The organism is Variovorax sp. BGA-UO-ETr-C22, from assembly GCF_059567965.1.
The window spans coordinates 1,315,182-1,337,499 of the sequence record NZ_JCAQPA010000010.1; the positions used below are offsets into that span (position 1 = coordinate 1,315,182).

General features: G+C 69.8%; 17 protein-coding genes. 7 read left to right on the plus strand and 10 right to left on the minus strand.

The genetic code is table 11. From position 1 onward, the window contains the following. Positions 1-148 precede the first annotated feature (148 nt). The 6 genes from phaP to AC57B8_RS19540 all read left to right on the plus strand — a co-directional run bounded on the left by phaP (position 149) and on the right by AC57B8_RS19540 (position 5,472). A complete protein-coding gene (phaP, locus tag AC57B8_RS19515) occupies positions 149-646 on the plus strand; it encodes a TIGR01841 family phasin (RefSeq protein WP_062482351.1) in 498 nt (165 codons plus the stop codon). 22 nt (positions 647-668) lie between these two features. Then, on the plus strand, positions 669-1,598 hold the full coding sequence (locus AC57B8_RS19520) for an alpha/beta fold hydrolase (RefSeq protein WP_095947938.1): 930 nt from the start codon (positions 669-671) through the stop codon (positions 1,596-1,598). 46 nt (positions 1,599-1,644) lie between these two features. Further along, positions 1,645-2,088: a hypothetical protein gene (locus AC57B8_RS19525; RefSeq protein WP_496480479.1), complete on the plus strand. Its 444-nt coding sequence runs from the start codon at positions 1,645-1,647 to the stop codon at positions 2,086-2,088. Next, positions 2,085-3,158: an alpha/beta fold hydrolase gene (locus AC57B8_RS19530; RefSeq protein WP_496480480.1), complete on the plus strand. Its 1,074-nt coding sequence runs from the start codon at positions 2,085-2,087 to the stop codon at positions 3,156-3,158. The genes AC57B8_RS19525 and AC57B8_RS19530 overlap by 4 nt, the downstream gene beginning before the upstream one ends. A gap of 25 nt (positions 3,159-3,183) precedes the next feature. Further along, a complete protein-coding gene (locus AC57B8_RS19535; protein WP_496480481.1) occupies positions 3,184-3,777 on the plus strand; it encodes a GNAT family N-acetyltransferase in 594 nt (197 codons plus the stop codon). A 66-nt stretch (positions 3,778-3,843) separates the two neighbouring features. Then, on the plus strand, positions 3,844-5,472 hold the full coding sequence (locus AC57B8_RS19540; RefSeq protein WP_062482912.1) for a peptide chain release factor 3: 1,629 nt from the start codon (positions 3,844-3,846) through the stop codon (positions 5,470-5,472). Between the two features lie 28 nt (positions 5,473-5,500). Here the strand turns inward: AC57B8_RS19540 and AC57B8_RS19545 are convergent, their stop codons facing one another. The 5 genes from AC57B8_RS19545 to AC57B8_RS19565 all read right to left on the minus strand — a co-directional run bounded on the left by AC57B8_RS19545 (position 5,501) and on the right by AC57B8_RS19565 (position 10,660). Continuing rightward, on the minus strand, positions 5,501-6,304 hold the full coding sequence (locus tag AC57B8_RS19545; protein ID WP_496480482.1) for an ABC transporter permease: 804 nt from the start codon (positions 6,302-6,304) through the stop codon (positions 5,501-5,503). Between the two features lie 196 nt (positions 6,305-6,500). Continuing rightward, positions 6,501-7,541, minus strand: coding sequence for a DNA methyltransferase (locus tag AC57B8_RS19550; protein ID WP_496480483.1), 1,041 nt, complete (start codon positions 7,539-7,541; stop codon positions 6,501-6,503). Continuing rightward, positions 7,538-8,728, minus strand: a complete 1,191-nt coding sequence (locus AC57B8_RS19555; RefSeq protein WP_496480484.1) for a hypothetical protein — start codon at positions 8,726-8,728, stop codon at positions 7,538-7,540. The genes AC57B8_RS19550 and AC57B8_RS19555 overlap by 4 nt, the downstream gene beginning before the upstream one ends. A gap of 85 nt (positions 8,729-8,813) precedes the next feature. Continuing rightward, positions 8,814-9,656 carry an ABC transporter permease gene (locus AC57B8_RS19560; RefSeq protein WP_496480547.1) on the minus strand — a complete coding sequence of 281 codons (843 nt, stop codon included), beginning with the start codon at positions 9,654-9,656 and terminating at the stop codon, positions 8,814-8,816. An 8-nt stretch (positions 9,657-9,664) separates the two neighbouring features. Further along, entirely contained in the window at positions 9,665-10,660 is a 996-nt protein-coding gene (locus AC57B8_RS19565) for an ABC transporter ATP-binding protein (RefSeq protein WP_496480485.1), read from the minus strand. 95 nt (positions 10,661-10,755) lie between these two features. Between AC57B8_RS19565 and AC57B8_RS19570 the strand changes: the two genes are divergently transcribed. After that, entirely contained in the window at positions 10,756-11,580 is an 825-nt protein-coding gene (locus AC57B8_RS19570) for an HAD-IIB family hydrolase (RefSeq protein WP_496480486.1), read from the plus strand. Positions 11,581-11,717: 137 nt separating this feature from the next. Here the strand turns inward: AC57B8_RS19570 and AC57B8_RS19575 are convergent, their stop codons facing one another. From AC57B8_RS19575 to uvrA, 5 genes are all read right to left on the minus strand, one after another. Then, positions 11,718-12,914: a porin gene (locus tag AC57B8_RS19575; protein WP_496480487.1), complete on the minus strand. Its 1,197-nt coding sequence runs from the start codon at positions 12,912-12,914 to the stop codon at positions 11,718-11,720. 226 nt (positions 12,915-13,140) lie between these two features. After that, the gene (locus AC57B8_RS19580) at positions 13,141-14,109 is read right to left on the minus strand and encodes a Bug family tripartite tricarboxylate transporter substrate binding protein (RefSeq protein ID WP_496480488.1); all 969 of its coding nucleotides are present in this window, start codon (positions 14,107-14,109) and stop codon (positions 13,141-13,143) included. A 106-nt stretch (positions 14,110-14,215) separates the two neighbouring features. Continuing rightward, positions 14,216-15,262, minus strand: coding sequence for a histone deacetylase family protein (locus AC57B8_RS19585; protein WP_496480489.1), 1,047 nt, complete (start codon positions 15,260-15,262; stop codon positions 14,216-14,218). Positions 15,263-15,296: 34 nt separating this feature from the next. After that, positions 15,297-16,346 (minus strand): ornithine cyclodeaminase, encoded by a 1,050-nt coding sequence (ocd, locus tag AC57B8_RS19590; RefSeq protein ID WP_496480490.1) that lies wholly within the window; start codon positions 16,344-16,346, stop codon positions 15,297-15,299. A 117-nt stretch (positions 16,347-16,463) separates the two neighbouring features. Continuing rightward, positions 16,464-22,214: an excinuclease ABC subunit UvrA gene (uvrA, locus tag AC57B8_RS19595; RefSeq protein ID WP_493195625.1), complete on the minus strand. Its 5,751-nt coding sequence runs from the start codon at positions 22,212-22,214 to the stop codon at positions 16,464-16,466. Positions 22,215-22,318 lie beyond the last annotated feature (104 nt).

The window sequence follows — 22,318 nt, forward strand, 5'->3', positions numbered from 1 at the left end:
CCGGGAAACTCCGCAGGCAAATCCGCGCTTGGAGCGCCCTGAGCCGCGCCGGCCCGGCGTATCGTGGCGGCGGGCCCCGGCCGCCCGGCCGCTGCCTGCATCCACCCGTTCGATTGTTTTCATCACCCGACACAGGAGATTCCGCACCATGGCCACTGCCAAGAAAGCCGCCGCGAAAAAAACCACCGCCAGCAGCGCCGGCGCGAAGCAGGCGGCGCCGTCCGCCGCGGACATGCTCGATCCGATGAAGAACCTCAAGGGCATGGCCGAGCGCCTGCAGAACCTGAACCTCACCGGCGGCGCCGGCAAGCTGCTCGACAGCGGCCGCAAGGACCTGCAGGCGCTGATGCAGGCCAACGAGAAGTCCTACCAGGGCCTGCAGACCGTGGTGCAGCGACAGACCGAGATGATCAAGACGGCCATCGCCGAATGGCAGACCGCCGCCAAGGCGATGCCGGGCAAGGACCCGAAGGAAAACCTCGCCAAGCTCGACGAGCTGGGCCGCCAGTCGTTCCAGCGCGCCGTCGACGACATCAAGGAGCTGGCCACCCTGGCCGCCAAGTCGCAGGCCGACGCCTTCGACGTGGTGCGCCAGCGCATCCAGGCCAACGTGGACGAGGTCACGAAGCTGCTGCAGCGCAAGTAACAAGAAGCAAAGAAAGGCCCGCATGACCGCCGTCGCGCCCCGCACCGAACGGCGCACCCGCGCCAACGGCATCGAACTGGCCTGGGACAGCTTCGGCGACCCCGAGGCGCCGCCGCTGTTGCTGGTCATGGGCCTCGGCGCCCAGATGGTCGCCTGGGACGACGCGTTCTGCGCCGCCCTGGCGCAGGCCGGCGGCCACCACGTGATCCGCTTCGACAACCGCGACATCGGCCACTCCACCCACCTGCCGCACGCCGGCGTGCCCGACATCCAGGCGCTGATGCTGCAGGCCATGGCCGGGCGCCCGCTGCAGGTGCCCTACACGCTGCGCGACATGGCCGACGACTGCGCCGGCCTGCTCGACGCGCTGGGCATCGCGCGCGCCCACGTCGTGGGCGCGTCGATGGGCGGCGCCATCGGGCAGGAGATGGCCATCCACCATCCGGGCCGAATGCGCTCGCTCACCAGCATCATGTCGAGCACCGGCGACCCGGCCCTGCCGCCGCCCACGCCCGAGGCGCTGGCGGTGCTGTTCGCGCCCGCGCCGACGAGCTTCGAGGCCTACCTGCCGCACCACGCCAAGCTGTGGCGCGTGCTGCGCGGGCCCGACGCCTTTCCGCTCGACGAGGCGCGCGACGCCGAGCGCGCGCAGCTGGCCTTCCTGCGCGGCCTCAACCCGGGCGGCGTGGCGCGGCAGCTGGCGGCCGTGTTCGCATCGGGCAACCGCAAGCCGGCATTGCGCGCGGTGCAGGTGCCCACGCTGGTGATCCACGGCGACGTCGATCCGCTGGTGCCCGTAGCCTGCGGCATCGACGTGGCCGAGGCCATTCCCGGCGCGACGCTGCTGCGCATTCCGCGCATGGGCCACGCGCTGCCGATCGCGATGTGGCCGCAGATCATCGAGGCCATCGCCGCGCACACCGCACGGGCGGCGCGGCGCGACGATCACTGAAAAGAAAAAAGAGACACGACAACGAACCCAGACGGAGGTGTTTTTCATGAGCCAGTTTCCGTCCCTCGATCCCATGGCCCTGTGGCGCGAGCTCACGGCCCAGTGGGAAAAAAGCACCAACGAATTCGCCAACGAAGCCATGGCCTCGGACCCGTTCCGCCAGGGCATGCACGGCGGCATGAACGCCTCGCTCACCGCGCAGAAGGCGGTGGGCGACCTGATGGCGCGCTACCTCACGCTGCTGAACCTGCCGACACGCGGCGACCTGCAGGCGCTGGGCGAGCAGCTGCACCGCATCGACGACCACCTGGCGGGCATCCGCCGCGCGCTGGAAGGCGGGGCAGGACCCGCCACACGGACCGCCGACGCAGCCACCGCCCCGCCCCGACCACGCCGCACCAAGCAGCCGCCCACGGCGGCGGCAGCGCCCGCACCGGCCGCCAAGACCGCCGCCCCCAGGAAACGCCCCGCCGGAAAGCGCCGCCCATGAGCGCGCCGCCCGACACCTTCCAGCTGCCCGGCATCCGCGGCGAGATCGAGCGCACGATCCAGCGCAACATCAAGGGGCTGGACTTCCTGACCTCGACCGCGCCCGCTGTCGGCCTCACGCCCAAGGACGAGATCTACCGGCGCGGCACGCTGAGCCTGTACCACTACCGCCCGATGGTCGACGAGATCTACCGCGTGCCGGTGCTCATGGTGATGGCCACCACCAACCGCGCCTACATCTTCGACCTCGCGCCGGGCCAGAGCATGGTCGAGTACCTGCTGCTCAAGGGCTACGACGTCTACGTGATGGACTGGAACGCGCCGCGCCCCGACGAGAAGCGCCTGCGCATCGAGGACTACGTGCTCGACTTCATTCCCGATTCGATCCGCCGCGTGCAGGAAGACTCGGGCGAGGACGACGTAACCATCGCCGGCTACTGCATGGGCGGCGTGCTCTCCACGCTGTACGCGGCGCTGCACCCGGGCGGGCCGATGAAGAACCTCGCGCTCTTCACCACGCCGATCGACTTCAGCCGCATGAAGCTCTTTCATGCGTGGTCCGACCGGCGTTATTTCGACGTCGACCGCCTGATCGACACCGTGGGCAACGTGCCGCCCGAGATGCTGTTCGCCTCCTTCGACATGCTGCGCCCCGCCGGGCGCGGCGCCGGGCTGGTGCAGCTGTGGGACAACATGGCCAACGACGAGTTCGTCAAGTCGTACCGCATGTTCGACCGCTGGGGCGCCGAGATGCTGCCGCTGGCCGGCGAGTACTTCCGCCAGACCGTGAAGGAGCTCATGTGGGACAACAAGCTGCACAAGGGCGAGCTGGTGCTCGGCGGGCGCCCCGTGCTGCTGAAGAACATCACCGTGCCGGTGCTGCACGCGCTGGCGCAGCACGACCACATCGTGCCCTACGAGGCGGGGCAGCCGCTGATCGCCGGCATCGGCTCCACCGACAAGGAAGAGGTGGTGCTCAAGGGCGGCCACGTGAGCCTGGCGGCCGGCACCAACGCCGTGCGGCGGCTGTGGCCCAAGCTCGACGAGTGGCTGGGCGTGCGCTCCACCTGACGAACACAACCCTCCTCCTACGCTCATGACCGCATCTTCTTCCCGCACCTACCCGCGCACCGTCGCCCACGCGGACGGCGACATCGCCCTGCGCCTGATGACCGGCGCCGACGCCCCCGCCGTGCTGGCCTTCGCGCAGGCGCTGCCGGCGCACGACCTGCTCTTTCTGCCGCGCGACATCACCGAGCCCAAGGTGATGGCCGCCTGGGTCCGCGCCATCGAGCGCGGCGACATCGACAGCGTGCTCGCCGTGCGCGGCGGCGCCGTGCTGGGCTGCGCCGCCGTCATCCGCGACCCGCATTCGTGGTCGGGCCACGTCGCCGAGCTGCGCGTGCTGGTGTCGCCCGCGCTGCGCGGCGGCGGCCTGGGCCAGCAGCTGGCGCAGGAAGGCTGCGCGCTGGCCTTCGCCCACGGGCAGGAAAAGATCGTCGCCCAGATGACCGTCGACCAGCACGGCGCCATCGCCGTCTTCCAGGCCCTGGGCTTCCGGCCCGAGGCCCTGCTCACGCGCCACGTGAAGGACCGCGAGGGCAAGGCGCACGACCTCGTGGTGCTGAGCCAGGACGCGGCGCAGGTCGAGGCGCAGATGCGGGCGTACGGGGTGACGGAGGCGTTTTAGGCCTACAGCCCGGGGTTGGCGGGGCGGCCTCCTAAAATCGGGGGATTCCCCTGCAGATTGCCCACCTTGTCTTTTCTCGCCGAAACCCGCCGCCGTCGCACCTTCGCGATCATTTCCCACCCTGACGCCGGCAAGACCACGCTGACCGAAAAATTGCTGCTGTTCTCGGGCGCGATCCAGATCGCCGGCTCGGTGAAGGCGCGCAAGGCCTCGCGCCACGCCACCTCCGACTGGATGGAAATCGAGAAGCAGCGCGGCATCTCGGTGGCCTCGTCGGTGATGCAGATGGTGTACCGCGAGCACGTCATCAACCTGCTCGACACGCCCGGCCACAAGGACTTCTCGGAAGACACCTACCGCGTGCTCACCGCCGTCGACTCGGCGCTGATGGTGATCGACGCCGCCAACGGCGTGGAAGCGCAGACGCGCCGCCTGATCGAGGTCTGCCGCCAGCGCGACACGCCCATCATCACCTTCGTCAACAAGATGGACCGTGAAGTGCGCGAGCCGCTGGACATCCTGGACGAGGTGGAGCGCGAACTCGGCATGCCCTGCGTGCCCATGACCTGGCCCGTGGGCCAGGGCAAGAGCTTCCGCGGCATCATGAACCTGCGCACGCAGGCGATGACGGTGTTCGAGTCGGGCAGCGAGCGGCTGCCGCACGACTTCGAGACCATCCCGCTGAGCGAGCGCGACACGCTCGTCAAGCGCTTCGGCGCCGACTTCGAGCACGCCATGGAAAGCATGGAACTGGCCACCGGCGCCTCGCCCACCTGGGACCGCGAGGCCTTCCTGGCCGGCAAGCAGACGCCGGTGTTCTTCGGCTCGGGCGTGAACAACTTCGGCGTGATGGAAGTGCTCGACGCGCTGGTCGACCTGGCGCCCTCGCCGCAGTCGCGCACCAGCACCACGCTGGTCAACCGCCAGCCGGTGGTGAAAGAGATCCAGCCCGAGGACAAGGACTTCGCGGGCGTGGTCTTCAAGGTGCAGGCCAACATGGACGCCAACCACCGCGACCGCATCGCCTTCGTGCGCATGGCCTCGGGCAAGTACACGCCGGGCATGAAGCTGAAGGTGCAGCGCACCGCGAAGGAGCTGCGCCCCACCAGCGTCGTGACCTTCATGAGCCAGCGCCGCGAGGCGGTGGAAGAGGCCTACGCCGGCGACATCGTGGGCTTCACCACGCACGGCGGCGTGCAGCTGGGCGACACCATCACCGACGGCGCGAACCTGCAGTTCACCGGGCTGCCCTTCTTCGCGCCCGAGCTGTTCATGACCGTCATCCTGAAGAACCCGCTGCGCACCAAGCAGCTGCAGCAGGGCCTGGCCCAGCTCGGCGAAGAAGGCGCGATCCAGGTCTTCCGCCCCGAAGTCGGCGGCCCGATGCTGCTGGGCGCCGTCGGCCAGCTGCAGTTCGAAGTGGTGCAGCACCGCCTGAAGGCCGAGTACGACGCCGACGTGCGGCTCGAAGGCTGCCAGTACACGGGCGCGCGCTGGATCACGGCCGACACCCCGGCCGAGCTGCGCGAGTTCGTCCACGCCTACCCGGTGCGCATGGCCAAGGACGCGGCCGACACGCTGGCCTTTTTGTGCACGTCTCCGTACGACGTGCGGCTGGCGCAGGAGCGTTTTCCGAAGATCCACTTCCATCCGCTGCGCGAGCACGCGGGCCTGGCGCTGCAGAGCGCGGGCTGATCGATCGATCGGATGACCGTCGGGCGCGTCAGCTGCCCGACGAGGTGTAGTGGCGCAGCCCAAGGCGCCACGCACCGAACGCCGCCGCGAGGAACACGAAGCCCGCGAGCGGCGACACCCACCCCACCCAGGCCGGCGCGCCCAGCGGGTCGGGCTTGCCCAGGATCGCCAGCACCGGGTAGTACGCCACGCAGGCCAGCGGCACGATGAAGGTCAGCACGCGGCGGAACCACTGCGCATAGAGCGCCAGCGGGTACTGCGCCGCCTGCACGCCGCCGTAGGTGAGCACGTTGGCGATCTCCAGGCTTTCGACGGTCCAGAACGACAGCGTGCCCTGCAGCACGAGGATGCCGAGGAACAGCGCGATGCCACCGGCCAGGGCGAACAGCGCGATTGCCACGGCGCTGGGGGTCCATGCGATGTCGGCCTGCACGGTCGCGAAGGCCAGCACGAGCAGGCCCTGCAGCAGGCGGCCCAGGCGGCTGATGCGCACGTCGTGGCCCATGAGCTGCAGCGCGAGCGGGCGCGGGCGCAGCAGCAACCGGTCGAAGGTGCCGGTGCGGAGGAACTCGGTGCCCAGCACGTCGAAGCCGCGGCCCAGTGCGTCGGCGAGGGCGAACATGCAGTTCACGAGGCCATAGAACAGCGCGACCTCGCCGATGCCCCAGCCCTGCACTTCGCCGAAGCGATGGAACAGCGCCCAGACGGCGACCACCTCGATGCCTGTGCCCAGGAACTGGCCGAGGGTCAGCAGCAACGCGGACGCGGGGTACCTGGCCTGGCCGCTGAGGGAGGCGGCCATGAGGCGGAAGAAGAGAGGGAGGGCGCCCATCTTCAGTGGCCCTCTCGTTTTGTTGCGCCGCTGTTCAGGGCGCGTGCACAGGCCACCGGGTACTTCCCTCCGCGAATGTCCCCCGGGCTTCGCCCTCCTCCTTGATTTCGCTGCGGGAAGCACCCAGTGTCCTGCGCACACCGAGCGCGGTCGTGGTGCGGGTCGATCCACCGCTGTGCGGATTGCGTCATGCCGCTCATTGCTCGTAGCAGATGTCGAGCCTGATCAATGCGCCGCGGGCATCGATGCGGTCGGCTCGGAAGTAGAAGCGGTCGCGGTAGCTGTCGAGGCGAAGGGGTCCGGTGACCGGGTCGCCCCAGCTCGTCACCGAGAAGCCCTGCCCGCGCAGCCATCGCAGCAAGGTGTCCATGCGCTGCGGGTCGGCGTCGACGCGGATGTCGGCGTCTGCGGGCGGCGGGCCCTGTGGGTCCTGCTGCCAGCGCGCGAAGCTGCCGAACAGCGTGAAGACGTGTCCTGCGGCGCGCATGGCATCGAGCAGCGCGGCGGTGGGCGACAGGTCGATGCGCTCGCGCTGCTTGCGAAAGACCAGCGCGTGTTCGTGGCGCCGGTCGGTGCGGGCATCGGTGTCGTTGTCTGCCGCGTCGTGCGGATAGACCAACACGCGCTCCTCCTCCATCGTGAAGAGCGAACCCAGGATGCGGGCGAGATCGAAGGCCAGCGGCAGCACGCGATCGCCGACCCGGAGGTTCTCCACCATCGCGATGCAGGCACCGCCCTCGCGCAATCCGGCGCGGACGCGGTGGAAGACGTTGCGCAGGCCGTCGAGGTGCTGCGCGTAGCTCGGGCTGTCGTAGAGCTGGGAGGTTGCCTGCGCACCGGTCCAGCGGCAACCGAAGTAGGGGACGTTCGTCAGGCACAGGTCGAAGGGCGGGAGCGCGGCGTCTTCGAGCGCATCGCACGAGGCGTGCAGGAGCGTCGTGCCGTGGGCGAGGCCGTGGCGTGACAGCCGCTCGCGGACGAGGTCGATGCGGTTGGCATCGACTTCGCAGCCCAAGGCCCGTCGGTCTTCGAGGCGCGCCGCGAGCAGCGTCGTGCCGAAGCCGGCGAAGGGGTCGAACACCGTGTCGCCCGGTTGCGAGAACCGGCGCACGAAGGGCAGCATCTGCTCGACCCATCCGCAATCACGCCCGCCCATCGGGTCCCGCGCGCGCAGGTCGTCCGGCAGCCGGTAGCGCGGCGATTCATGGTCGAGCTTCAGCCAGCTGTGACTGCTCATGGGCAGGCCTTCGCGGTGCGCGTGTCGAGCAGCACGTCGTGCCCCGGCTCCCAGCCGGCGCACAGCTGTCCGTCGGCAAAGTAGACGAGCTTGTAGACGTCGCCGGTCGCGTGGCGCGCGTGCATGGCGCCGTAGTCGGCGCTTTCGAAGACGACCGTCAGGCCGCTGTCGGTGCGCAGGCGCAGGTTCCAGAAGTAGTAGCCCTCGGTGAGGCTTTCGAGGGTCCACCCGCGCGAGATGTCGGGAGCGTCGAGGCAGGCCGTCAGCAGCGCGTCCATCGAGACCCGCTGCGTGCGCAGATAGCGCGCGGTGGCGTTGTCGCGATAGCCGTCGTCGAGCCGCGAGAACTCCCGGAAGACGACGGTGCCGGCGCCGCATTGCCGTGCCCACGCGAGGTACGCGGCCACGTCGGTCGGCTGCGCGACGCCGCCGCGCTGGAGGATGCACACGAGCCGCAGCGCCACCGCATCGGCGAGCTGGCGCGCGGTGCGCTCGAACACGACGGCATCGCCGATGGCCACCTCGGGCCGGAATCGCATGATGGCCTGGTTGACCGCGCCGTCGTGGTGGTGGCGGGACAGCTCCAGCCAGCTCATTCCGAAGCCTTGCAGCGCGCGCCGCAGCACCTTGCCCTGCGGCCCGGCAAAGCCTGCGCCGTTGGTATAGAGCACACGGTCCTCGACCACCGGGCCTTCGCTTTCGCCCGCGGCCAGCGTGTGCAGCAGCCGAAGCATCCAGTCGGCGTCGTCGCTCGTTTCCAGGCCCGAGAGCGACCACGACAGCGGCACGCCGCGCAAGGCCCGCAGCGCGCGGGACAGGCCGTCGAAGTAGTCGGGCGCCGGACGCAGCCGGGACGCCGAGGTTCCGCCCTCGGTCTTGCGCAGGTTTTCCGAGCAGAAGCCGCAACGTGCCGAACAGGGCTTCACGGAGGCGTATGGCGTGAACGTGAGGGGCTGCGCAAGGCGCCGCGCGACGCCGCCGATCGTGTGCGTGTGCCAGCGCGCGGCCTCGTTCGAAGGCGGCGTGCGAAGGGTCACCCCGCGCACGGAGCGGCGAAGGCGTTCGAAGAGCGGGGAACTCGCGCTGCGCGGCAGATCGGCCACGGCGATCTGGTCGATCGCGCAGGTCACGGCCCGCACGGCGAGGGGCGTCGGCGCATCGGCTTCAACGGGAATGACGGGGCGCATGGCAGGGGCGGGGTTGTCGCACCCGCCACCATACGACAGCGCTGCCTCCGAGGGCGGGAGTGGCTCCCTGCGCGCGCCCGTCACCCTAGCCACCTTGCACCTGCAGACTGCGCATCGTGCGCCCCATCGCCACCCGCCCGAACGCGACCAGCGCGACGATCCAGAAGCACTGCAGCCCCAGCGCGCCCAGCGCATGCGCGCCGCTCAGCTGCCCGAAGTACAGCCGCGCCGGAATGTCGAACAGCCCCGCCAACGGCTGCACCAGCAGCGCGGTCTGCCAGGCGTCAGGCAGCAGCGCCAGCGGCAGCAGGTTGCCCGAGAACACGATGACCACGGGCGTCGCCACCGCCTGGATGCCGCGCTCGTTGAGCGCCGCCGTGGTCGCCACGTTGAGCAGCATCACCATCGCGGTCGAAAGCAAGAGGCCCAGCAGCACCGACAGCAGGAACGCCGCGCCGGCCACCGCGTTCGCAGGCAGCTGCCAGGCCCAGTCGCCCAGCCCCACCAGCGGCAGCGCGACCGCCGCGAAGGCGGCCATGAGCGCCACGCGCGGCAGCAGGCGCGCCGCGATCCAGCCTGCGGTGCGCGCGAACCACAGCGCGTAGGCGTCCACCGGGCGCAGCCGGTCGTAGGCGACGGCGCCGGTGCGCGCGGCCTGCGCCACTTCGGGGTCACCGAGCCAGGGCATCAGCACCAGCAGGCCTTGTGCGAGCCAGGTGTAGGTGATGGCCTGGGCCAGCGACATCGACGAGGCCGCGCCCGCGATGGCGCTGCCGCTGTAGAACGCGGCGAACACCATCACCTTGATGCCGCCCCACCAGCACTGCGTGGCAAAGCCCGCGAGCGCCGCGGTGCGGTACTGCAGCATCTGCAGGAAGCGCGAGACGAACGCCGCGACATACGGCCGGGCGAGGTCGCGCGGGCCCATGGCCGGCTTCACGCCTCGGCCGCTCCGTGCATGGCGTAGAAGCGCGCGATCACGGCTTCGATCGCGAGGCCTTCGAGGCGGATGTCTTCCACGGCGTGCGCGCCGGCGATGCGCGCGATGAGCGCGGGCGCGGGGGTCTGCTTGGGGTCGAAGTCGAGCACCAGCGTCTGGCCGTCGCGCGAATGCACGGTGGCGCCGTCGACGTGTGCGGGCAACGCGGCGTCCTGTGCAAAGTCGACCACCAGCCGGCGCTCGGCCATCACCTGGGCGCGCAGCGCCTCGACCGGGCTGTCGGCCAGCACGCGGCCGTGGCCGATGACGATCACGCGCTGGGCCAGGGCCTCGATGTCGTGCATGTCGTGCGTGGTCAGCAGCACGGTGGTGCCGCGCTCGCGGTTGGCGCGGCGCACGAAGTCGCGCACGGCGAGCTTGGAGGGCGCATCGAGGCCGATGGTCGGCTCGTCGAGGAACAGGATGTCGGGCTCGTGCAGCAGCGCCGCCGCGATCTCCGCACGCATGCGCTGGCCCAGCGACAGCTGACGCACCGGCTGGTCGAGCACGCGCTCCAGGTGCAGCAGCGCGACCAGCTCGTCGCGCGTGCGGCGGCAGCGCTGCGGATCGACGCGGTAGATGTCGCGCAGCAGGTCGAAGCCGTCGCCCACGGGCAGGTCCCACCACAGCTGCGTGCGCTGGCCGAAGACCACGCCGATGCGCGCGACGTGGCGCTCGCGGTCGGCGAAGGGGTCGCGCCCGTCGACTTCCACGCGCCCGCCGTCGGGCCGCAGGATGCCCGAGAGGATCTTGATGGTGGTCGACTTGCCCGCGCCGTTCGGCCCGATGAAGCCCAGCAGCTCGCCGCGCTCCAGCGCGAACGACACGCCCGACAGCGCCTCCACCGTGCGGTGACGGCGCTGCAGCAGGCCGCGCAGCGCACCGCGCAGACCGGGGTCGCGCTCGGACACGCGGTAGGTCTTGCGCAGGTGGTCGACGAGGATGTGAGGCATGGTGGAAGGTGCCGCGCCGGCCCGAAAGCGCGGCGGGGGCGGGATGCTACACGAAAGCGCCGGTACGATCACGGGCCCTTTCGAGAATCCTGCTCATGTCTTCGCCTCCCCTGCCCGCCTCGCCCCACCACCTGTTGCCGCTCACGCGCTGGCCCGCCGACGCGCGCGCGGCGCTGGTCGGCGTGTTCACCGACATCGACGACACGCTCACCACCGACGGCGCGATCACGCCCGACGCATCGAAAGCGCTGGCCGACCTGAAGGCCGCCGGCCTCGCGGTGGTCGCGATCACAGGCCGGCCCGTGGGCTGGAGCCTGCCTTTCGTGAACAGCTGGCCGGTCGATGCCATCGTGGCCGAGAACGGCGCGGTGGCGTTGCGGCCCGCGGCCGATGGCGGTGTCGAGAAGCGCTACCAGCAGGATGCGGCCACGCGCGCCACCAACTTCGCGCGCATGCAGGCCGTGCTGGCGCGCATCGAGCGCGAGATTCCGGGCGCCGGCCGCGCCACCGACTCGCCCGGGCGCGAGACCGACATCGCCATCGACCACAGTGAGTTCGTGACGCTGAGCGACGACACCATCGCGCGCGTCGTCGCGCTGATGCGCGGCGAAGGCATGCACGCCACCGTGAGCAGCATCCACATCAACGGCTGGTACGGCGACAACGACAAGCTCGAAGGCGCGCGCTGGATCGTGCGCGAGCTCTGGGGCCGCACGCTCGACGACGAGATGGACCGCTGGGCCTACGTGGGCGACTCCACCAACGACCAGCTGATGTTCCGCAGCTTCGCGCACAGCATCGGCGTGGCGAACGTCGCGCGCTTCGTGCCGCAGCTGGAGCACCTGCCGCGCTACGTGACGCAGGGCGAGCGCGGGGCGGGGTTCGCGCAGGCCGCGCACGCGGTGCTGTCGGCGCGCTAAGCTGCGTCCTCCAGGACGTCGCCGCCGGCCGCGCACGAAAAAAAGGCCCGCGCAGGGCGGGCCGAATGGACCGGTTGAACGACCCTTGGAGAAACTTGCAGGGGTGAGGGTCGCGCGATGCGCGACCCTTCAGGACATCAGAACGTGTGGCGGATGCCGAACTCGTAGCCCATCGAGCTCTTGGCCTGCAGCGCGGTGCGGTTGAACGTGGTGGCGTACGACGGGCCTGCACCCACCGTGAGCCCCGCGCCGTTCTTGTTGCTGACGCGCGCGACCGTGCCGTACAGCGCGGTGCGCTTGGACAGGTTGTGCACGTAGCCCAGCGCGAGCTTGCTGGCCTTCGGATCGGCGTTGTTCACGCCGAACACGGGCACGCGGTTGAAGTCGTACTTGACCTGCGAATACGACGCGCGGATCACGCCCGGGCCGACCGGCACGGTCACGCCCAGCAGGTAGCCGGTGAGGTCCACGTCCTGGCCGGGCGTGAAGATGTTCAGCGCGTTGCGCTCGTCCTTCGAACGCGAGATTTCGCCGAACAGCTTGGCCACGCCGAAGTCGTAGGTCGCGCCGAGGTTGAAGGTCTTGACCTTGCCCGGACGTGCCACGGCGGCGGCGCCGCTGCCGGTCGTGAAGCTGGTGTCGTTCTGCGCGTAGCTGGCAGCGATGTCGAACGGACCCGTCGTGTAGCCCAGGCGACCGCCGATGTGGCGGCCGGTGTTGGTGCTGGCGGCGGTGTCGGGCGACAGGCGCGTCTGCTCGGCCAGGCCGTAGGCCACGTTGCCGTAGAAGCCGCCCAGGCGCGGCAGGAAGTACTGCACCATGTTGCTGGCGCGCTTGTAGGTGCCGTTGCTTCCGTAGCCGCTGCCCGGCACGCTGGCTTCGTTGGCGTCGATGATCAGCGAGCCGCCGATGCCGGTGTCGCCGAACGGGTCGAACTGTTCTTCGTTCATCACCGTCGCGGTCTTGTCGCGGCCCAGGCGCAGTTCGCCGAAGCTGCCTGCCAGGCTCACGGTCGAGCGGCGGGTGAAGTTCGACACGCCGGTGGCGCCGTCGTCATTCGTGATCGGGGCTTCGAGCCAGAAGCTGGCCGACAGGCCGCCGCCCAGGTCTTCCACGCCGCGAAAGCCGAGGCGGCTCGAGCTCAGGCCCGAATTCGCCAGCTCGCTGCGGCTGGCCTTCACGCTGTAGGCGGGGCCGAAGGGGGTGGTCGAAACGCTCTTGTTCGCTACGTTGCGGTAGGCGGCATCGACCACGCCGAACAGGGTCACGGTCGATTGCGCCGACGCGGCGCCGCAGGCTGCGATGGCAGCCAGAACAAGCAGGGATTTTTTCATTGGTGTCACTCCAGGAGGGGGATGCCGCTGCGCCGAGACCGGGCGCGACTTTGGGACGTCCGGGCCTTGTTGCCGCGAGACTGGGTCCGAGTTTTCCTGCGCTGGAAGACAAAGGGATTACATAGGGTTAACGCCTAGATTACGGAGGGATATAGGGGGTGAGTTCAGGACAACGGTCACGGATCGGGGTAGGCGCCGCGCACGCCACCCCTTTTCCGGCGGGCGCTTACTTCTCCTTCGCCAACCCCAGCTTGTCGATGATCACCTTCTCGCGCACCACCGTGTCCTGCGCGAACTTGGTGTACGTGGCCGAGCTCATGTAGTTGGGCAGCATGTCGTAGCGGCCGAGCGAGGCCACGTAGCTGGGTTCTTCCATCGCCTGCTTGAAGGCGTCGTGCAGCTTCTTCACGACCTCGGGCGGGGTGCCCTTGGGGGCGCCGATGCCGAAGGGCGAGTTCTGCACCACGTCATAGCCCAGCTCTTTCAGCGTCGGCGCGTCGGGGAACTTGGCCAGGCGCTTCTCGCCCCAGGTGTTGAGCACGCGCAGCTTGCCGGCCTCGACCTGCGGCGCGAAGCCGGTGCTGTCGGCCGCCGCCATGAGCTGGCCGCTGACCACGGCCAGCATCAGGTCGGCGCTGCCCTTGTAGGGCACGTGCTGCAACGTGATGCCGGCCTTCTGCGCCACGATCTCGGTCGTGAGGTGCGGGCTGGTCAGGTTGCCGGTCGAGCCGTAGGTGAGCTTGCCGGGGTTGGCCTTGGCGTAGGCGACGAAGTCGGCCCAGGTCTTGAAGGGGCTGTCGGCCGGCACGACGATGCCGAAGGCATAGCCGGTGACGTTCAGCACGTAGCTGATGTCCTTGAGCGGGTCCCAGTTGATCTTGGTGGTGTAGCCCAGGCGGAACACACCCAGCGGAATCTGCGCGACGGTGTAGCCGTCGGGCTGCGCGGTCTGCAGCGCCTGCGCGGGCAGCGTGCCACCGGCGCCGGGCTTGTTGTCGATGATCACGGGCTGGCCCAGGATCTTGCTGGCGTTGTCGGCCAGCTGGCGCATGGTGATGTCGGTCGGGCCGCCCGCGGGAAAGGCGATCACGAGCTTGATGGGCTTCGCGGGAAAGGCCTGTGCAAACACCGCCAGCGGCGCAGCGAGGCCGCAGGCGGCCAGCGTGGCGGCACGGAGAAGGGAACGGCGAAACATGACGGAAGGCTCCTGAAGCGTGGATCGAGCCGCGCATTGGGCCCTGCCCCGCCCGGTGCAGCAATCGGGGCTCACCCGACTGCTGTCGCCAGGGCTACTCGCCCCCTCAGCCCGCGGCTTGCGCGAAGCCTTCGAGAACGTTGACCGCGTTCACACCCACCTCGGCCACCGCATAGCCGCCCTCGAACACGAACACGGTGGGCAGGCCCGCGCGCGCGAGGTCTTCGCCCATGCGCAGGTAGTCGTCGCTCTTCAACCTGAAGCCCGAGATCGGGTCGCCCTCGAAGGTGTCGACGCCCAGCGAGACCACGAGCGCGCCGGCCTTGACCTTCGCGATGCCGTCGAGCGCCGTGCGCAGCGCCGCGCGCCAGGCCGTGAAGTCGGTGCCGCGCGGCAGCGGCAGGTTGTGGTTGAAGCCCTCGCCCGCGCCCGCGCCGCGCTCGTCGGCGTGGCCCAGGTAGTACGGGTAGTCGGTCAGCGGGTCGCCGTGCAGGCTGGCGAAATGCACGTCGCTGCGTTCGTAGAAGATGGCCTGCGTGCCGTTGCCGTGGTGGTAGTCGACATCGAGCACGGCCACGCGTTCGACGCCTGCATCGCGCAGCGCCTGCGCGGCCACGGCGGCGTTGTTGATGAAGCAGTAGCCGCCGAAGAAGTCGGCGCCCGCGTGGTGGCCCGGCGGGCGCGTGAGGGCGAAGGCGCTGCGCTCGCCGCCGAGGACGCGCTGCGCCGCGGTCCACGCGCAGGCGGCGCCGTGGCGCGCGGCGGCCCAGCTGCCGGCCATCAGCGGCGTCCCGGCGTCGAACGAAAAAAGGCCCAGGCGCGCGGGAAAGCTCTTCGGCAGCACGTCGGTGCGCATGCCGCGCGTGGGCCAGTACGAGGGCAGCGCGTCGCGCGTGGCATTGGCGGCATCGAGCGCCACCCACTCGTCCCAGGCATGGGCGATGAAATCGAGGTAACGCGGCGCATGCACCTTCGCCAGCAGCGTGTCGTCGAATGCGTCGGGCGCCTGCAGCGGGCCGAGGCCGCGCCGCTCCAGTTCATGCCTCACATGGTCGACGCGGGCGGGCACCTCGAAGCAGGGCACCAGCTCGCCCCGGAACATTTCGACTTGGCCTTGGTGCAGGGCGTGCTGGTCGTTGTAGATGGTGAGCATGAAGCGGCGAAGGGCGTGACGACAGGGCCTGCCATCATGCCGCACGCCGCAGCACCGCCCGGCGCCGCCCCGAGGCGGTGAGGCCGAACAGGTCCTTCGGATCGTCGAGCTCGGGCACCAGCGCGATCTGCCGGCCCACGCCGCGCTCCAGCGCCAGCTGCTGGATGCAGCGCAGCGCCGTGTAGTCCTCCAGCGCGAAGCCGACCGAGTCGAACACCGTCACCTGCTCCGGCCGCTCGCGGCCGGGCACTTCGCCCAGCAGCACGCGCCACAGCTCGTGCACCGGGAAGTCGGGCGCCAGCTGCTGGATCTCGCCCTCGATGCGCGTCTGCGGCTCGTACTCGACGAACACGCGCGCGCCGCGCAGCACGTCGGGGTGCAGTTCGGTCTTGCCGGGCGAATCGCCGCCCACGGCGTTGATGTGCATGCCGGGTTCGATCATGTCGGGCGTGAGCACGGTCGCGTGGCCCTGGTAGGCGGTGATGGTGGTCACGATGTCGGCGCCGCGCACCGCCTCGGCGGTGGAGTCGGCGCGCACGATCTCCATCGGCGTGCAGGCCGCGAGGTGGCGCACCAGCTTGTCGATGGCGCGCGGGTCGATGTCGAACACGCGCACCTGCTCGATGCCCAGCAGCGCATGGAAGGCCAGCGCCTGGAACTCGCTCTGCGAGCCGTTGCCGATGAGCGCCAGGCTGCGCGCATCGGGCCGCGCCAGCGCCTTGGCGGCCATGGCCGAGGTGGCGGCCGTGCGCAGCGCGGTGGTGAGCGTGAGCTCGGACAGCAGCACCGGGTAGCCCGTGTCGACCTCGGCCAGCACGCCGAAGGCCATGACCGTGGGCAGCCCGACCTGCGTGTTGTGCGGGTGGCCGTTGACGTACTTGAAGGCATAGGCGCCGTCGTCGGCCACGGGCATGAGCTCGATCACGCCCAGGTGCGAATGGCTGGCCACGCGCGCCTTCTTGTCGAACTCGCGCCATCGCAGGAAGTCGTCGCGCAGCGCGTCGGCCAGCGTGACGAGGAATTCCGGGACGCCGGTCTCATCCACCAGGCGAACCAGGCTGTGAACATCGATGAAGCGGGTCATGGCGCGGCTCCTTGCGTAGCCCCCGGCACGGCGCTTCATCCGTTCACACGGTCTCCACCATGGCTGATTCAGGATGCGCCTGCGCCAAGGGTTCGAGCCATTGTGCGCCTGTGCGCGTCAACGTGCCAACACGGCCTTAAGAGCTACGCCAGTGTGCGTACCCAATCGCACCACCTCCTCCGGCGGCGCCGCCGCCACGATGCGTCCGCCGGCGTTGCCGCCTTCGGGCCCGAGGTCGAGAATCCAGTCGGCTTCGGCGATCAGGTCGAGGTCGTGCTCGATCACCACCACGCTGTGGCCGCCGTTCACCAGCCGGTGCAGCACGTGGATCAGCTTCTCGACGTCGGCCATGTGCAGGCCCACGGTCGGCTCGTCGAGCACGTACAGCGTGTGCGGCGCCTTCTGGCCGCGGCGGGTGATGTCGTCGCGCACCTTGCTCAGTTCGGTCACCAGCTTGATGCGCTGCGCCTCACCGCCCGACAACGTGGGCGACGGCTGCCCCAGCGTGAGGTAGCCCAGGCCCACGTCCTTCAGCAACTGCAGCGGATGCGCGATGTTGGGCATGCTGGCAAAGAACTCCACCGCCTCGTCGACCTCCATCTTCAGCACGTCGCCGATGCTCTTGCCGCGCCAGCTCACGGCCAGCGTCTCGGGGTTGAAGCGCGCGCCGTGGCACACCTCGCAGGGCACCTTCACGTCGGGCAGGAAGCTCATCTCGATGGTGCGCACGCCCGCGCCTTCGCAGCCCGGGCAACGGCCTTCGCCGGTGTTGAAGCTGAAGCGCGCCGGGCCGTAGCCGCGCGCCTTGGCTTCGAGGGTGTCGGCAAAGAGCTTGCGGATGGTGTCCCAGAAACCGATGTAGGTGGCGGGGCAGCTGCGCGGCGTCTTGCCGATGGGCGTCTGGTCGACCTCGAGCACGCGGTCGATGACCTCGTAGCCGTCGACGCCGCGGCAGCCGACCCAGGCCGGGCGCTTGCCCGCGGCATCGGCGTCGCGGCCGGCCTTGGTCATGCGCTGCACCACGATGCCCTGCACGCTGGCCAGCAGCACGTCGCGCGCCAGCGTCGACTTGCCCGAGCCGCTCACGCCCGTGACCACCACGAGGCGGTGCAGCGGCAGCGTGGCGGTCACGTCCTGCAGGTTGTGCAGGTCGGCGCCGTGCACGGTGAGCCAGTTGCCGCTGTCCTCGGCCTTCGGGTCGGGCGAGGGAATGAGGCGGCGCGCCTGCAGCGGATGCTTGATGGCATCGCGCAGGTAGCGGCCGGTCTGCGAATCGCCGGCCTTCTGGATGTCGGCCACCGTGCCCTCGGCCACGAGGCGGCCGCCGCGCTTGCCGGCGCTGGGGCCGATGTCGATGATGTGGTCGGCGCGGCGGATGGTGTCTTCGTCGTGCTCCACCACCACCAGCGTGTTGCCCTTCTCTCCGAGCTTGTGCAGCGCGTTCAGCAAGATCTGGTTGTCGCGCGCGTGCAGGCCGATGGTCGGCTCGTCGAGCACGTAGCACACGCCCTGCAGGTTGCTGCCCAGCTGGGCCGCCAGGCGGATGCGCTGCGCCTCGCCGCCCGAGAGCGTGGGCGCGCCACGGTCGAGCGTGAGATAGCCCAGGCCCACCTCTTCGAGGAATTCGAGGCGGCTCTTGATCTCGGGCACGAGGTCGCGTGCGATCTCGGCTTCGCGGCCGTTGAGCACCAGCCCTTCGAACCACTGGCGAACCTCAGTGACGCTCATGCGTGCCAGCTGCGTGATGCCGATGCCGCCCGAGCCGTCGGCCGCAGTGCCGAAGCCCACGGCGCGCGCGGTGGCGTTCAGGCGCGTGCCTTCGCAGGTCGGGCACGCCACGTCGGCGAGGTCTTCCACCTCGGGCTCGGCGAAAGTCTGTTCGCGGCCCTTGCTGTCGTCGTCGCGGATCGAATCGTCGAAGACCTTGCGCTGGTCCTTGCTGAGCTTCACGCCCGTGCCCACGCAGTCGGGGCACCAGCCGTGCTTGCTGTTGTAGCTGAACAGGCGCGGATCGAGCTCGGCATAGCTGGTGCTGCACACCGGGCAGGCGCGCAGCGTGGAGAACACCTGCACGCGGCCGATGCCCACGGCGGACACGCCGGCCATCATCGCGGCGCGCAGGCCGTCGAGTTCGCTCAGCACATGCACCACGCCCTTGCCGTGCTCGAGCGCCTTGGTGAGCGCCGCGCGCAGTTCGTTCTCCTGCGAAGGCAGCACGTCGAGGCTGGCCACGGGCAGCTCGATGCTGTGTTCCTTGAAGCGGTCGATGCGTGGAAAGCCCGTGGTCGGCAGGAAGTCGCCGTCCACGCGCAGGTGCGTGAAGCCGCGCGGGCGCGCCCAGTCGGCCAGCTCGGTGTACACGCCCTTGCGGTTGCTCACCAGCGGCGCGAGCAGGCCGATGTGCTGGCCCTTGAAGTTGCGCATCAGCTGCGCGGCGATGCTGTCGGGCGTCTGCGGCTGCACGGCGGCGCCGTCGTGCACGCAGTGCTGGATGCCCAGCTTCACGTACAACAGGCGCAGGAAATGCCACACCTCGGTGGTGGTGCCCACCGTGCTCTTGCGGCCGCCGCGCGACAGGCGCTGCTCGATGGCCACCGTGGGCGGAATGCCGTACACCGCGTCCACCTCGGGCCGGCCCGCGGGCTGCACGATGCTGCGCGCATAGGCGTTGAGCGATTCGAGGTAGCGGCGCTGGCCTTCGTTGAACAGGATGTCGAAGGCCAGCGTCGACTTGCCCGAGCCGCTCACGCCCGTCACCACGCTGAACTTGCCGCGCGGAATGTCCACGCTGAGGTTCTTCAGGTTGTGCTCGCGCGCGTTGACGATCTCGATGGCGTTGCCGCCGGGCGCCGTCTTCGCGTTGGCGATGTAGCGCCGCGCGGCGCGCTCGGCCACCTTGTAGGCGCCCGGACCGACGGCGAGTTCGTAATCGGCCAGCGCAGCGCCAGTGAGCGAGGCGCGGTTCTCGCGCAGCTGCTCGGGCGTGCCTTCGGCCACCACCTGGCCGCCGGCGTCGCCGCCCTCGGGACCGAGGTCGATGAGCCAGTCGCTGGCGCGGATCACGTCGAGGTTGTGCTCGATGACGATGAGCGAATGGCCCGCGTCGAGCAGCTTGCGCAGCGCGCGCATGAGCCGCGCGATGTCGTCGAAGTGCAGGCCGGTGGTCGGCTCGTCGAACAGGAACAGCGTGCCCTTGCGCGCCACCATCTGGCGGCTCGCGGTCGCGCTCTTGGCGGCCTCGGCCAGGAAGCCCGCGAGCTTCAGGCGCTGCGCCTCGCCGCCCGAGAGCGTGGGCACGGGCTGGCCGAGCTTCACGTAGTCCAGGCCCACGTCGACGATGGGCTGCAGCACGCGCAGCACGTCGCGGTCGGTGTCGAACAATGCCGCGGCCTCGGCCACGGTGAGCTCCAGGATGTCGGCCACGTTGTAGCCGCGGCCCTTGCGCTCGATCTTCACTTCGAGGATCTCGGGCCGGTAGCGCTTGCCGTCGCAATCGGGGCAGCGCAGGTACACGTCCGACAGGAACTGCATCTCGACGTGCTCGAAGCCCGAGCCGCCGCAGGTCGGGCAGCGCCCGTCGCCGGAATTGAAGCTGAACTTGCTCGCCGTGTAGCCGCGCTGGCGCGACAGCGCCGCGGTGGCGAAGATCTCGCGGATGGCGTCCCACGCGCCCACGTAGCTCGCGGGGTTGGAGCGCGCGGTCTTGCCGATGGGCGACTGGTCGACGAAGACCACGTCGCCCAGGTGATCGGCGCCGAGCATGCGGTCGTGCGCGCCCGGCGTCTCGGTGGCCTTGCCGAAGTGGCGCATGAGCGCGGGCGCCAGCACGTCCTGGATGAGCGTCGATTTGCCCGAGCCGCTCACGCCGGTCACGCACACGAGGCGCGCGAGCGGAAAGTCGACCGTGATGTTCTTCAGGTTGTGCTCGCGCACGCCTTCGAGGATGAGCCGGTGCGTGTTCTCGCTCACGAGCCGCTTGAAGCCCATGCCGATCTTCTTGCGCCCGCCCAGGTACTGGCCGGTGAGCGTGTCGGCGTCGCGCAGCTGGTCGGTGCCGCCGTCGAACACGATCTGTCCGCCGCGCGCGCCGGGGCCGGGGCCCATGTCGATCACGCGGTCGGCCGCGAGCATCACGGCGGGGTCGTGCTCGACCACCACCAGCGTGTTGCCCGCATCGCGCAGGCGCAGCATGGCCTCGGTGATGCGGTTCATGTCGCGCGGGTGCAGGCCGATGCTGGGCTCGTCGAGCACGAACAGCGTGTTGACCAGCGAGGTGCCCAGCGCCGTCGTGAGATTGATGCGCTGCACCTCGCCGCCGCTGAGCGTGCGGCTCTGGCGGTCGAGCGTGAGGTAGCCGATGCCCACGTCGTGCAGGTAGCGCAGGCGCGTGGTGATCTCTTCGAACAGCAGCTTCAGCGCCTGCGCCTCGCCTTCGCTCGCGGGGCTGCCGTTGCCGTGGTGTTCCACGCGGTCGAAGAACTTGCGCAGCCGCTCGATGGGCAGCAGCATCAGGTCGTGCAGGCACAGGCCGGGCAGTGCCTCGAGCTGCGCGCGGCTCCATTTCGCGCCGGTGGGCAGGAAGCGCTTTTCAGGCGGCAGCACCGCGTCGGCGTCGTCCTTGCTGCCGATGCGCCACAGCAGCGGGTCGAGCTTCAGGCGCGCGCCGCTGCACACCGGGCACGGCGTGTAGCTGCGGTACTTCGACAAGAGCACGCGGATGTGCATCTTGTAGGCCTTGCTCTCCAGGTAGCCGAAGAAGCGGCGCACGCCGTACCACTGCTTGTTCCAGTTGCCGTCCTTGTAATTGGGCGTGCCCTCGATCACCCAGTGCTTCTGCTCCTCGGTGAGCTTGTTCCACGGCGTGTCGCGCGGAATGCCGGCGGCCTCGGCATGGCGCATGAGGTCGTCCTGCGCCTCTTTCCACGCGGGCGTCTGGATGGTCTTGATGGCGCCGGCGCGCAGCGTGAGCTTGTCGTTCGGGATCACGAGCCCCAGGTCGACGCCGATCACGCGGCCGAAGCCGCGGCAGGTGTCGCAGGCGCCCACCGCCGAGTTGAACGAGAACATCGACGGGATGGGGTCGGTGTAGCGGATGTCGCTTTCCGGGCAATGCAGGCCGGTGGAGAACTTCCAGACGTCGGTCGGTGCGTTTTCCTCGGCGCCGGTCGCATGCACGGTGACGCGCCCGCTGCCGCGCTTGAGCGCCACCTCGATCGCCTCGACCACGCGCGCGCGCTCCGCGCTCGAGATGCGGAAGCGGTCGGCCACCACGTCGAGCACCTTGCGCGGGCCGGTGGGCGTGGCCACCTCGCGCTCGGCCTGCACGCGCGTGAAGCCGCTGGCCGACAGCCACTGCGTCACTTCATCCGCCGTGGTGCCGGCCGGCAGCTCGACCGGGAAGGTGATGACGATGCGCGGGTCGCCCGCGGCGGCCGCGCGCTCGGCGATCTGCGCATAGATGCTGTCGGGCGAGTCGTGGCGCACCGGCAGCGCGGTCTCGCGGTCGAACAGCTGGGCTGCGCGCGCGTAGAGCAGCTTCAGGTGATCGTTCAGCTCGGTCATCGTGCCGACCGTGGAGCGCGAGGAGCGCACCGGGTTGGTCTGGTCGATGGCGATGGCGGGCGGCACGCCCTCCACCTTGTCGACGGCGGGCTTGTCCATGCGGTCCAGGAACTGGCGCGCGTAGGCGGAAAAGGTCTCCACGTAGCGGCGCTGGCCTTCGGCGTAGAGGGTGTCGAACACGAGGCTCGACTTGCCCGAGCCGCTGGGCCCGGTGACCACGGTCATCTCGCCGGTGCGGATGTCGAGGTCGAGGTTCTGGAGGTTGTGCTGGCGCGCGCCGCGAATCCGGATGGAGCCCTGTGTCATGAGTGCCTTGGGGGGTGGGGCAAACATTCTAGGGAGTGCTTCGTGACGCTTCGGCCCACGCCGGCGCATGGGCGGCGCCCGCGCAGGGGTTTGTCTGGATGCGT

What these genes read in the sequence shown, in the direction of transcription:
- AC57B8_RS19520 (WP_095947938.1), top strand. Translation starts at nt 669, where the DNA reads ATGACCGCCGTCGCGCCCCGCACCGAACGGCGCACCCGCGCCAACGGC.
- AC57B8_RS19575 (WP_496480487.1), bottom strand. Translation starts at nt 12,914, where the DNA reads ATGAAAAAATCCCTGCTTGTTCTGGCTGCCATCGCAGCCTGCGGCGCC.
- AC57B8_RS19585 (WP_496480489.1), bottom strand. Translation starts at nt 15,262, where the DNA reads ATGCTCACCATCTACAACGACCAGCACGCCCTGCACCAAGGCCAAGTC.
- AC57B8_RS19530 (WP_496480480.1), top strand. Translation starts at nt 2,085, where the DNA reads ATGAGCGCGCCGCCCGACACCTTCCAGCTGCCCGGCATCCGCGGCGAG.
- uvrA (WP_493195625.1), bottom strand. Translation starts at nt 22,214, where the DNA reads ATGACACAGGGCTCCATCCGGATTCGCGGCGCGCGCCAGCACAACCTC.
- AC57B8_RS19570 (WP_496480486.1), top strand. Translation starts at nt 10,756, where the DNA reads ATGTCTTCGCCTCCCCTGCCCGCCTCGCCCCACCACCTGTTGCCGCTC.
- AC57B8_RS19580 (WP_496480488.1), bottom strand. Translation starts at nt 14,109, where the DNA reads ATGTTTCGCCGTTCCCTTCTCCGTGCCGCCACGCTGGCCGCCTGCGGC.
- AC57B8_RS19535 (WP_496480481.1), top strand. Translation starts at nt 3,184, where the DNA reads ATGACCGCATCTTCTTCCCGCACCTACCCGCGCACCGTCGCCCACGCG.
- AC57B8_RS19565 (WP_496480485.1), bottom strand. Translation starts at nt 10,660, where the DNA reads ATGCCTCACATCCTCGTCGACCACCTGCGCAAGACCTACCGCGTGTCC.
- AC57B8_RS19545 (WP_496480482.1), bottom strand. Translation starts at nt 6,304, where the DNA reads ATGGGCGCCCTCCCTCTCTTCTTCCGCCTCATGGCCGCCTCCCTCAGC.
- phaP (WP_062482351.1), top strand. Translation starts at nt 149, where the DNA reads ATGGCCACTGCCAAGAAAGCCGCCGCGAAAAAAACCACCGCCAGCAGC.
- ocd (WP_496480490.1), bottom strand. Translation starts at nt 16,346, where the DNA reads ATGACCCGCTTCATCGATGTTCACAGCCTGGTTCGCCTGGTGGATGAG.
- AC57B8_RS19560 (WP_496480547.1), bottom strand. Translation starts at nt 9,656, where the DNA reads ATGGGCCCGCGCGACCTCGCCCGGCCGTATGTCGCGGCGTTCGTCTCG.
- AC57B8_RS19555 (WP_496480484.1), bottom strand. Translation starts at nt 8,728, where the DNA reads ATGCGCCCCGTCATTCCCGTTGAAGCCGATGCGCCGACGCCCCTCGCC.
- AC57B8_RS19525 (WP_496480479.1), top strand. Translation starts at nt 1,645, where the DNA reads ATGAGCCAGTTTCCGTCCCTCGATCCCATGGCCCTGTGGCGCGAGCTC.
- AC57B8_RS19550 (WP_496480483.1), bottom strand. Translation starts at nt 7,541, where the DNA reads ATGAGCAGTCACAGCTGGCTGAAGCTCGACCATGAATCGCCGCGCTAC.